Origin of the sequence: Embleya scabrispora (assembly GCF_002024165.1) — a bacterium.
GTDB lineage: Bacteria > Actinomycetota > Actinomycetes > Streptomycetales > Streptomycetaceae > Embleya > Embleya scabrispora_A.
In genome coordinates, this window is the sequence record NZ_MWQN01000002.1 from 175,785 (window position 1) to 186,705 (window position 10,921).

9 protein-coding genes are annotated in these 10,921 nt (G+C 70.6%); 3 read left to right on the top strand and 6 right to left on the bottom strand.

Going from position 1 to position 10,921, the window contains the following annotated elements; genetic code table 11:
* Positions 1 to 49: 49 nt before the first annotated feature.
* On the bottom strand, positions 50 to 1,765 hold the full coding sequence (locus B4N89_RS31335) for an amidohydrolase (protein WP_078979862.1): 1,716 nt from the start codon (positions 1,763 to 1,765) through the stop codon (positions 50 to 52).
* Between the two features lie 154 nt (positions 1,766 to 1,919).
* Here B4N89_RS31335 and B4N89_RS31340 point away from each other — a divergent pair, with 154 nt between their 5' ends.
* Positions 1,920 to 2,612: a type 1 glutamine amidotransferase gene (locus B4N89_RS31340; RefSeq protein WP_235619020.1), complete on the top strand. Its 693-nt coding sequence runs from the start codon at positions 1,920 to 1,922 to the stop codon at positions 2,610 to 2,612.
* Between the two features lie 110 nt (positions 2,613 to 2,722).
* Here B4N89_RS31340 and B4N89_RS31345 read toward each other — a convergent pair whose 3' ends face one another.
* The 5 genes from B4N89_RS31345 to B4N89_RS31365 are packed head-to-tail and all read right to left on the bottom strand — an operon-like array spanning position 2,723 to position 8,167.
* Positions 2,723 to 4,018, bottom strand: coding sequence for an MFS transporter (locus B4N89_RS31345; protein WP_078979863.1), 1,296 nt, complete (start codon positions 4,016 to 4,018; stop codon positions 2,723 to 2,725).
* A 9-nt stretch (positions 4,019 to 4,027) separates the two neighbouring features.
* Positions 4,028 to 4,582, bottom strand: a complete 555-nt coding sequence (locus B4N89_RS31350; RefSeq protein ID WP_235619021.1) for a GNAT family N-acetyltransferase — start codon at positions 4,580 to 4,582, stop codon at positions 4,028 to 4,030.
* Between the two features lie 12 nt (positions 4,583 to 4,594).
* The gene (locus tag B4N89_RS31355; RefSeq protein WP_201261038.1) at positions 4,595 to 5,779 is read right to left on the bottom strand and encodes a type III PLP-dependent enzyme; all 1,185 of its coding nucleotides are present in this window, start codon (positions 5,777 to 5,779) and stop codon (positions 4,595 to 4,597) included.
* A 19-nt stretch (positions 5,780 to 5,798) separates the two neighbouring features.
* The gene (locus B4N89_RS31360; RefSeq protein ID WP_078979866.1) at positions 5,799 to 7,112 is read right to left on the bottom strand and encodes a DUF6271 family protein; all 1,314 of its coding nucleotides are present in this window, start codon (positions 7,110 to 7,112) and stop codon (positions 5,799 to 5,801) included.
* On the bottom strand, positions 7,094 to 8,167 hold the full coding sequence (locus B4N89_RS31365) for a phytanoyl-CoA dioxygenase family protein (RefSeq protein ID WP_078979867.1): 1,074 nt from the start codon (positions 8,165 to 8,167) through the stop codon (positions 7,094 to 7,096). Before B4N89_RS31365 ends, B4N89_RS31360 begins: the two co-directional genes overlap by 19 nt.
* 1,067 nt (positions 8,168 to 9,234) lie before the next feature.
* Here B4N89_RS31365 and B4N89_RS31370 point away from each other — a divergent pair.
* Both B4N89_RS31370 and B4N89_RS31375 read left to right on the top strand, forming a co-directional pair.
* A complete protein-coding gene (locus B4N89_RS31370) occupies positions 9,235 to 9,921 on the top strand; it encodes a hypothetical protein (RefSeq protein ID WP_078979868.1) in 687 nt (228 codons plus the stop codon).
* Positions 9,918 to 10,826 carry a hypothetical protein gene (locus tag B4N89_RS31375; RefSeq protein WP_143658153.1) on the top strand — a complete coding sequence of 303 codons (909 nt, stop codon included), beginning with the start codon at positions 9,918 to 9,920 and terminating at the stop codon, positions 10,824 to 10,826. The genes B4N89_RS31370 and B4N89_RS31375 overlap by 4 nt, the downstream gene beginning before the upstream one ends.
* Positions 10,827 to 10,921 lie beyond the last annotated feature (95 nt).

Sequence of the window (10,921 nt, forward strand, 5' to 3'; positions counted from 1 at the left end):
CGGTCCTTACGTCGGGCATCGGGCGTCGGCTCGGGTTGGGCGGGTCCGGTCAGGCCGAGTACACGATCCGGCCGTCGAAAACAGTGAGCGCAACCGGTAGTTCGGCGATCTCGTGCGGCGTCGCCGTGGTGAGGTCGCCGGCCAGGACGCAGATGTCGGCGACCTTGCCCACCTCCAGGGAGCCCTTCCAGTCCTCGGCGAAGTCCTGGCGCGCGGCGTTGATCGTGTACGCGCGCACCGCCGTGGCCAGGTCCACACACTGCTCGGGGCCGCTGGGTTTGCCGGTCGCCTTCGACTCGCGCAGCATCATCGCGGACACCCCTCGGCGCCAGTCGGGGTGGGTGATCGGCGCGTCGGAACTCGCGGTGACCGCGATGCCGGCCTGCACCGCGCTGCGCACCGGCCACTGGTAGGCGGAGCGTTCGGGGCCGACCACGCCGTCCATCAGGTCGGCGATCGTCCACTTGATCGCCGGGTTCATGTTCACGCCCCAGCCGTGCTCGGCGAGGGTGCGCAGGCTGCGCGGGGTGCAGAAGTCGCCGTGGATGACGTAGTGCCGCTCGTCCTCGCGCGGGTGCGCGTCGGCGGCCTCCGTGAACGCCTCGACGAGGGCGTCGATCGCCTGATCGCCGGTGACGTGCACGCCGATCTGGTGGCCCGCCGCGTGGGCGTGGCGCACGATGGTACGCAGTTCGCCCACGCGCAGCGCGTCGGTGGATCCGTGCATGCACAGGCAGCCGTTGCCGCCGCCGACGTACTCCTCGTGCATCCACGCGGTCCGGCTCGGCGGGATCCCGTCCGCGAAGACCTTCACCCCGAGCACCCGCAGGAGCCGGGGGTCCAGGTCGCCGATGCCCTCGGGCAGCGGTGCGGAGAGGCGTTCGGGCAGGACGTCGGCGGCCTCGCCCATCGCCAACGGCAGCAGCAACACGCTGACCCGGGCGTCGAGTTCGCCGCTTCGCGCCAGGTCGGCGTAGACCGCCAGGGTCTCCGCGCCGGCCGCGCCCAGGAAGAGCGAGCCGCCGCCGGGGCCCAGGCCCGGCTCGGTGAAGCTGGTGATGCCCTCGGCGTGACAGATGGCCACCGCCGCGCGGATCGCCCGTTCCCGATCGGCCCGGGTCATCGGCGGTACGGCCGCGTTGACCAGGTTCTGCGCGCCCTCGCGGAGCAGGCCGGTGGGTTCGCCGTCGGGGTCGAGTTCGATGATGCCGCCGGGCGGGGCGACGGTGTGCCGGTCGATGCCCGCCAGTTCGAGGGCGCGGCTGTTCAGCCAGGCGGTGTGTCCGGTGAACTCGTAGAGCAGGACCGGGCGATCGCTCACCACGGCGTCCAGGTCCCGGCGATGCGGCGTGCGTGGACCGGCGCCGCCGGCCGCCGGCGGTGCGCACTCGGCCAGGTAGCCGACGTCCCAGCCGTTCCCGATCACCCAGGCGTCCGGCGGCAGGGTCGCCGCGTGTCGGGCGACGGCGGCCGTGATGTCGGCGATCGAGCCGACGGCGGGATGGGACACGTCGACCGCGAGCGGCGGACGAGTGGCGCCGAACGCGCACGCGTGCAGATGCGAGTCGTCGATGCCGGGCAGCGCACTGCGGCCGGCCAGGTCGATCACCGTCGTCTCGGGGCCGATCAGCGGCCGGATCTCGGCGTCCGAGCCGACCGCGACGATCCGGCCGGCCCGGACGGCGAGCGCCTCGGCGATGGTGAACGCGGCATCGACGGTGAGTACGCGACCGTTGATCAGGACAAGATCGGCGCCGACCGACATGGGGGTCTCCTAACGGCGGTTGCGCGGCGACGGGCCGGCGGTGGTCCGTCGGCGACATCGGGGGTCCGCACCCGATATTATTTGAGGCCAAACGATATGGATCGAACCCGGCCGCCACAAGACCTCGGGCCGGATTGACGGAAGGAGGGCTCCGGTGCGGGCCTTGATCGTGCGCCACGACCACCTCTCACACGCCGGATTCGTCGGGCTGCGACTGGCCGAGCGCGGCTTCGAGTCGCACGACGTGACCGTGGTCCCCGACGAACGTTTCCACTCCCCCGACGTCCGGTACGCCTTCCCGGGCCCGACCGACTTCGACGTGATCGTGGTGCTCGGCGCGCCGTGGTCGGTCTACGACACCGCGACGATAGGCACCTGGGTGGGCAACGAACTCGACCTGCTGCGCGAGGCGGTCGCGGCGGACGTCCCGGTCCTGGGCATCTGCTTCGGCGCCCAGGCGCTGAGCGCGGCGCTCGGCGGTACGGTCGAGCGGGCCACGGAGTACGAACTCGGGTGGCACCGGGTGGAGACCGACGAGCCGAACCTGATCGCCGCCGGACCCTGGTACCAGTGGCACTTCGACCGCTTCACCGTCCCGCCGGGCGGCCGGGAGATCGCCCGCTCGACGGTCGGGCCCCAGGCGTACGTCGTCGGCCGGTCGATGGGCGTGCAGTTCCACCCGGAGGTCACCCCGGACATCGCGGCCGCGTGGCTGGCCCACGGCGGTGCCGCGCAGGCCGCCGAACTCGGCCTGGACGTCGAGGACTTGCGGCGCAGCGAGCTGGGTGCGCGGCAGCGGGCCGCCGCGCTGGTGGACGTGTTCCTGACGGAGGTCGCCAAGCTGTGAACAACGCACACCCCGGCTGGGGGAAGCCCCGTCGCCCGCCTTCTCGTAAGCGGGTGACGGGGCTTCCGTCCGTGTCGTGGCTCGGCGGCCACGGACCGGGCCCGCGTGGGCTACGCGGGCGCGTCGGTGAGCGGGGTGCGGTCGGCGGGGGCGGCAGCCGGGGCGGGCTCGGCGGCGTTCGGGTCGGCGTCGGTGGCGGTGGCGGTGGCGGTGCTGGTATCTGTGTCGGTCACGCTCGTCCAGTGGATCCGCGTCGCGCAGACGGAGACCAGGAGGGCCGAGACGGCGACCGCGCCCATCCCCCACACGAGGCTGCTGCCGCTCGCGATAAAGCCGATCAGGGCCGGCCCGGCCAGCAGGCCGGTGGTACCCATCGCGGCGACCAGGGCCAGCGCGTCCGAACCCGCGCGCGCCGCCGCGACGTATACACACGGGGTGACCGCGGCGACGCCCAGGCCGACGCACGCGAAGCCGAGCAGCGCCGGCACCACGCCGCCGGCCAGGAGCGCGACCGCCAACCCGGCACCGGCCAGCACGCTTCCGGCCCGGACGATCCGCCCGTCGCCCCAGCGGGTGCGCCACCCGTCGGCGAAGACCCGGGCGAGCACCATCATCACCGACACCACGGCGATACCCAGCGGCGCCACCTCGGCCGACGCGTGCGCGACGTCCTTCATGTACAGCGCCGACCAGTCGTTCATCGCGCCCTCGGTCACCGTGCCGAAGGCCATCGCGCAGCCCATCCAGACGGTGATCCGCGACGGCATGCTCAACCGGCGCCGACCTGCGGGCGCCGGCTCGTCGGCGGCCGGCTCCGGTGCGGCCTTCGGCGCCGCCTCGTCCTCGGTCAACAGCCCGGGCCGGGCGTAGCCGATCAGCAGCGCCAGCAGTACGGCGGCCACCGCGAAGTGCGCGGCCAACGTCGAGGTGATCGCGTTCATCCCCGAGGCGAGCAGGGCGGCGCACAACGACCCGCCGCTGAACGTGGCGTGCAGCTTGGCCATCGCCGTGCGCTGGTACCGCACTTCGAGCGCGGCGCCCTGCGCGTTCATCGCGACGTTCAGGCAGCCGACCGCCACCCCGTCGAGGCAGATGATCAGCAGCGCCACGGGGTAGTTCGGCGCCACCGCCAAGGCGAGCAGCAGAACACCCAGGGCGAGTGCGGACAGCAGCGCGAGCAGGCGCGAGCCCAGGCGCCGGGTCAGGATCGCGACGAGCGGGAACGAGGCCGCGGCCCCGGCTCCGCAGGCCATCAGCAGCAGACCGACCTCGGCCTCGCCCAGGTCGAGCCTGCTCTTGATCGCGGGCAGCCGCGACGCCCAGGTGGCGTACTGGAGTCCGAGAAAACAGAACAGTGCTGCGATCGCCACCTGTGCCCGGCGGAAATCATCGCGAACGCGAAACATGTGATCGGCCTACTTCGTCATCCGAGGGTGATCCGCGCGACGGATCGTCGAGGGGTTGCGCCGGTGCGGGCGGGGGTCCGCGGCGACCGGCATGGACATGTACACCGCGTCCGGGCCGTAGCTCGCCGGCAGTGCGATCTCGCGCAGGGCGTGGAACCCGTGCGCCGACCAGAACCCCTCGCTGCCGCCGACGGAGACGAGGGAGATGCGCTGGTATCGCTTGGCGCGCGCCGCGGTGGTCACCCGGCGCAGCAGTTCGCCCGCCAAACCGTCACCGCGGTGCGCCTCGCCGACCACCAGGTCGTGCAGGTGCAGATTGCGCGAGTGGAAGACCACCTCCTCCTCGCGGTCCAGATCCGGGTATTGCCCCACCGGGTAGGGCAACGACAGTACGTAACCCGCCAGTTGGCGGCCCACGTCGACCACGAAACAGGTGGCCGGCGAGGAACGGGCGCGCGAGCGGAGCGCGGCCCGTCCCTCCGACAGTGCGCCGTCGGCATAGGTGGCGGCTTCCAGCGCGACGATGTCGTCCCAGTCGCCTTCGGTGATGTGCCGAATACGCACGTCGAGGTCCATCTACACCAGGCCTTCCACGGATACGTCGACGCAGGTGTAGGGCAGCGGGGCGAACCCGTTGAAGCCCTGTGTGGTGTAGCTGGTGGCGTAGGCGCCGCTGGAGAGGATCCACACCGGATCCCCCGAGGCGACCGCCCTGGGCACCTGGACGAGGTCGCCGTCCGACCCGAAGGCGTCGTCGCTGTCGCAGGTGGGCCCGGCGACCGCGGCGGGCACGTACTCGGCGCCGCCGTGCGTGGGGAACACCAGGCGGTACTGGAGTTCGTCCATCTCGTACAGGCCGTTGAACTTGCCGCAGGTCAGGTACAACCAGGTGCGGCGTTGCCCGTCGGGCTGTTCGCGCGTGGTCAGGCGGGAGACCCGGGCCCGGATCGCGCCGTTGTCGGCGACGAAGTAGCGCCCCGGCTCCATCAGGAAGTCGAGCGGTACGGCGGACACCCGGCGCAGCCGCCGGATGCCCTCGCGGATGACCTCGAAGATCTTGTCCAGCGGGGGTTCCAGCGGTTGGCCGTGCCGGTCGAGGTAGCCCAGCGCAGGGAGTCCGCCGCCGAGGTTGACGTGGTCGGGGTGGATTCCGCGCCGATTCAGTGCCGCGAGGGTGTCCGCGATCCGGTCGAACGCCTCCTGCCAGCCCTCGGTGGTCATCTGCTGCGAGCCGACGTGGACGGACAGTCCGGCGGGGACCAGGCCCTCGGCGCGGGCTCGTTCCAGTATGCGCAGGGCGTCGGCGCCGGAGCAGCCGAACTTGCGGCTGAGCCCCCACAGCGCGCCCTCCCCGCTGGTGGCGAGGCGGCAGAAGACCCGGGAGCCGGGGGCGTGCGCGGCGATCGCGGCGACGTCCTCGATGCTGTCCGTGGCGAAGTCGCGGATGCCGAGCCGGTACGCGTCGGCGATGTTCCGGTCGGACTTGATGGTGTTGCCGTAGTGGATGCGGTCGACGGGTACGCCGGTCTCGATCGCCTGCGCGATCTCCTGCGGGCTGGCCGCGTCGAAGCCCGCCCCCTGGCGGGCGAGGCAGCCGAGCACCTCGTCCACGGGGCAGGCCTTCATCGCGAATCGCACGGCGATGTCGGGGAGTTCGCGGATCAGCGTGTCGTAGCGTTCTTCGATGCCCGCGAGATCGAAGACGACCAGGTCGTCGTCGGCGGTGGCCAGGGCGGCGCGCATGTGTGCGTTTACGTGCATGATGTCGGTCCGGGTCCCACTATCCGTGTGGTTCGTGGAGGCTTGTGGTCCGGCTCGCCCGGACCAGCGAATCCCATGTCTCGATCAGCAGCGCGAAGTCCTCGATGTCCTCCTGGACCTCGTCGAGCAGGCGGGGGCCGCGAGTGGCGAGCGTGTCGGCGAACTCGGCGTAGCGGCCGCCCAGCCGCCGGTAGGAGCGGTCCAGGCTGCGCAGTCGGTCGATGTTGTCCGTGCGGTCCGCCCGGGTGCTCTCGCGGGCGAGTTCGGCGATCACCGAGGGGCGTACGTGGCGTTCGTCGTCCAGGAGCGTGTCGCCGGCCGCCGCCATGCGGTCGTAGATGAACTCGAAGTAGAGCATCGAGAGGAAGAACTTGGTCAACCGGGTCTGGTAGGCCGCGAATCCGGGGTCGGTGCGGCGTTCCGCGGTGTAGAAGTTCACGATGTTGCGGTTGTGCAGGACGCCGGGCAGTGCGGCGTCGTGGATCAGGTGCAGGAGGAAGTAGTCGCTGCCGATGGTGTCGGTGGCCGGCGGCAGCGGTACCCGCTCGTACACCGCGTGGTCGAACGCGACGTTGCACATGTCCACCCGCATCGGGTCGACGACGGTCAGGAGCGAGTGGTCCGCGACGAACGGCGCGGTGCCCGCGCCCGTGAACGACTCGTCGACCAGTTCCCGTTTGCGCTCGTCGGACCAGCCGGGCGGGGCCCACAGGCCGACCACGTCGTAGTACACCTCGGGGTCGAGGCGGCGGATCTCGCCGATGTCGACCGAGAGTTCGCCGACGAACGAGCTGCCGACCAGGACCACGGGTTCGGCGGCGAGGGCCGGGTCGAGGATGGTCTGCGACACGCCGGCGCTCGCCTCGCGCGCCGGTCGGCCGAGCGACATCAGCTCGTGGTGGATCGGGAAGACCGGTGTGCCGTCCAGCGTTTGGTAGGCGCTGTCCGAGTCCCGGCGGTGCATCGATCGGCAGCCGAGGGCGGCGGCGATCAGGAACGCGCGGTTGGTGCAGGCGCCGTAGGAGACCCGGTCCGGGAGCATCAGGTCGAGCAGCAGGTCCGGCTTGGGAGCGTCGGCGCGGGCGACGACCGCCCGCAGGAAGGCGCGCTGTTCACTCTCGTCGAGGTGGTGCACGACCACGTGCGGTGTCGCCGGCAGGGCGGCGACCGCCTGCCGGTGTTCGCTCAGCGTCGCCGGGTCGGAGGAGTCGAGGATCAGCAGGTGCACCTCGACGTCGAAGTGCCCGGCCGCGTGGGCCGCCTCGGCGGCGATCGCCGAAATCGTCGTCGCGCAGGCCCTGTTGGTGGGAAGGGTCAGGCAGATTGCGTGCATTGCGCTTCTCCGGTCGATGGTGCGGGTGTGTGCCCGCTCCAGGATTCGAGGCCCAGGAGCTTCCTGCCGAGGTCGTTCAGCGTCGCCGTCTCGTACCTGAGCGATTCGTGCTTGCGGGCGTCGCCGACCAGCGTCTTGTTCCAGTCGGGGGTGCGCAGGTGCCGCCAGGAGTCGACCCGGGATTCGGTCAGTTCCCGGTTGCTTTCGAGCGCGGGCATCATGGACAGGTACTGGACCGCGCGCACGCCGCGCTCGGAGCTGTTCCGGGCCACGCCGTGGGCGAGCAGTCCGTTCCAGATCAGCAGGTCGCCGGCCGCCAACTGCGGTCGTACGACCGGGTATTCGGCGCGATCGGCGTGCGGCCGGATCGGGTCGCGGTCCTCGGGTTGGCCGGACTTCCAATGCTCGAACCGGCGGAACAGCTCCGGCGAACACTGGAAACCGCCGTGGTCCGGACGGGTGTCGTCGAGCGCGATGATGCCCTGCACCCGCTGCGGGGGCGTCGCGAGGGTGGTGTCGACGTCCCAGTGCAGCTCGATGTCGAAGCCCTTGTCCGTGGGCGCGATGTGCGCGCGGTCCCGGTCGCGGATGTTGGGCGGGTTCAGGTTGAGCCGGTCCAGGGTCACCCACAGCTCCTCGCAGTCCCACACGTCGACGAACGCGTCGTAGACGCGGGCGGACTGGCGGCTGTCCCAGATGAGTTGGTGGTGATAGGCCTCGACGAAGCCGTAGATGTGCAACTCCTGATCGAGCGCGGAGCGGAACTGCCGGTCGTCCGCGTACCAGCTCTCGGGGTCGTTCGGGTCGAGCCCCTGGAAGTCCCAGGCGAATTCGAGGAGTCGCGCGGCGGCCTCGGCCGGGATGGCCTCCTTGACGACGACGTACCCGTAGGTCTGCCAGAAGTCGAAGTCGGCTTCGGTGAGCACCCGCAGGGGTCGGGTCTTCTTCAGGTCGCGCAGCGGTGTCGGGGCCAGGTAGGTCTCGCCGATCGAACTGAAGTAGGGGATCTCGGACGCGGCTCGGTACGGGTATGGGTCGGATTCGGGCGTCGGCATACGATCCCTCCAAGGCTCGAACAGGGCTCGATGATCTGGTCGGTATGGGGGCGTGGGGCATCGCGGTTCGGGCCGGCGAACCGGCGCGTCGGCGCGAGCGCCCCGCCCCGGCCGTCGCCGTCCGGGATCGACCGGGCGAGTCGAGGCACGGGCGGCGGTCGGCCGCTCCCGGGCATGGCGAAGTCGTGGCCGGGAAAGGGCGGTTCGCTCGTCGTCGGGCGGGCGCGGCTGCGCGCGCGCTCGCCCGGCCTGCGGGTCGCCTCGATCCGACCGAGGGCAGGACACATCGCAACCTCGCCTGCCTGCACGTGCCGCGAGGACCTGCCGGTCGCGGAACGTGTGTCGGGTGAGGCCGCCGATGTGGTGCCGTGTGCGGTGCTCGGGAGTTCGGCTGTGGGAGTCAGCCGTCAAAGATCGGCCGAGGGAGGTCGGCCGGGGGGTGTGGCGGTACAGGGGTGGTGGTCCGGGGAGGCCGTGATCCCCGACGAAGCCTCGATCGGGATTCCTACCTCCTCGTATCCGGTGCCGCACATCGATCGCGGACACCCAAAGCGAACGCGAGATGCCTCACCGACCGGCCGCGCTGCCACGCTGCGGCCATGCCGGGACACACACCTCTCCAATCCCCGTACCTCTAGGTTGGTCTAGACCAACTTTCAGTGTCAACCCCCACGATGATCCTTTTTGCAACGGCGCGTCTCCGCATGATCACGCAGGCGGAGCACGAACAACCGGCGCCCGACGGGGCGTTCGCCCGCCGTTCGGCATCGGTTGCCCGGGAGTTCGCTCACCACGTCGGCAACCGCCGCGTCGAATGCGCCCGCGCGGACGAGAATCGGCCGGCCCGACGTCGCCCCGTGACAGTCGGTCGCTCGTCTGGAACCGGCGGGACGAGGGCAGGGCGCACACATCTCGACCCTCGCGCGCCCTCCACAAACGTCGCCGCACGCCTGTCCGCAACCAGGCGCCCCCAACTTGTTGTTCGGAAAGCTCGTCGCCGGGCACTCGGTTACGCAGGGTTCGGACGCCGAACCCGCAGTCCGCCCCCTCCACCGTTGGGAACCGCCATGGGTGACCCGTACTTCCTCACCATTCAGAACAACTCCGGCCAGCCGAGGCTGACGTTCGCGGTGTTCGCGAAGCTGGACATCGGCACCGAGCCGGTGGCCTCCGACCCGTTCTGCGCGGCGTGGATCGTGCGCCGGATCGACGACGGCAACAGCTACGACTTCAAGTGGCAACTGGACTACTCCGTGGTCTTCGACACGAAGGGGTGCGACAGCGGGGTCACGTGGGAGGGGCACGGCGGACTCCCCATGGATCCCAAGGACTCCAAAAAGAGCCTGGCGAACTTCGCCTACGACGGCGACTACAACTTCGCCTACGGTTTCAACGACAAGCCCAGCGACTACAACCTCTATGTCGTCGACGACCCCGACATCCCGCCGTTCAACGAGCAGCCCGTCTCGGTGGGCCTGTCCATCGCGCTGCACGACGGGGCGAGCGGCGCGTTCGTCCCGGAGCCCGCGGTCGCCACGGACGGCGGCCCGAACCTGAAGCACACCTTCATCCTCCACCCGACCTACTACGTCGCGGCCGGAACCTTCGTGAAGGGCCAGATGGCGGATGTCTCCACGGTCACCTCGTACTACAAGATCGAATACACGGACGGTGTCAACGACATCATCGTGACGTTGGACAACGAGAACCAGTGGAGCCAAAAGCCGCAGGTCCCCTCGGCGACCCGGCGATGACGGCGTCCGACACCCGGCGACCGCCGCCCCGAGTGCCGTCCGACACGGTCACGTCCCTGTGGTACGTGCCGTACACGAGCGGTGCTTGGGGCACGGCCGCCAGGATCGGGAGCATCCCCTCGGCCCCGTACCCGGCCCTGGCCGGCTTCCCGACCCAGAACGCGCTGTACTGCCTGCATCCCGACGCCGGGGACGCGAGCATGCGGTGGACGGTCTACAACGGCGACGTCTGGTCCGGCGACCACGGCGACGACGAGACCCCCCACCACCTGTACGGCTCGGCCGTGGCGGCCTTCGGCGACCGCCTGTACTGCGTACACAGCAGACCCGACGACACGGGTCCGCTGTACTGCACCAGCACCGCGGAGGGCCGCAGGTGGACCCCGGACCGACAGATCGCCTCCGGCACTTCCGGCGCGGTCGCCCTGACGGCAGGCGCCGAACACCTGTACGCCTTCCATGCCCCGGGCTCGGGTCTTCAGGAGCAACACTTCGACGGAACGCGCTGGAGCGATCCGACGACGGTCGCCGACGGCTTCTCCGGATTCACCCCCGCGGCGGCGACCTATCGGGGCGTGCCACACTGCGTGGTGCTCGCTCAGGACCCGAACGGCGACCAGAGCCTGCTGTGGACGTCGCTGGTCGGGGGGAGATGGGCGACCCCCACCCGGATTCCCGGCACCACATACGACGCCCTGCCGGCCCTCGGCGTCTCGAACGACGACAGGCTCGTCTGTGTCTACTGCGCGTACGACGGCGACAACCAGTTGTGGTGGACCGAATACGACGGCGCCAAATGGTGGGACCAACCACGGAAGATGAACCTGACCGCCCACAACTCCAGCGCGACCCTGGCCGGTTACGACGGAATCCTCTACCTCGTATACAACCCCCTGACCGGGTAGGCGGAACCCACCGGCATTCCGCCGAGACCGCGGAACAGCCCGCCTGGTCCCACCAGGCGGGCTGTTCCGCTCGAAAAAAGGGCGGTGGGCCGGGT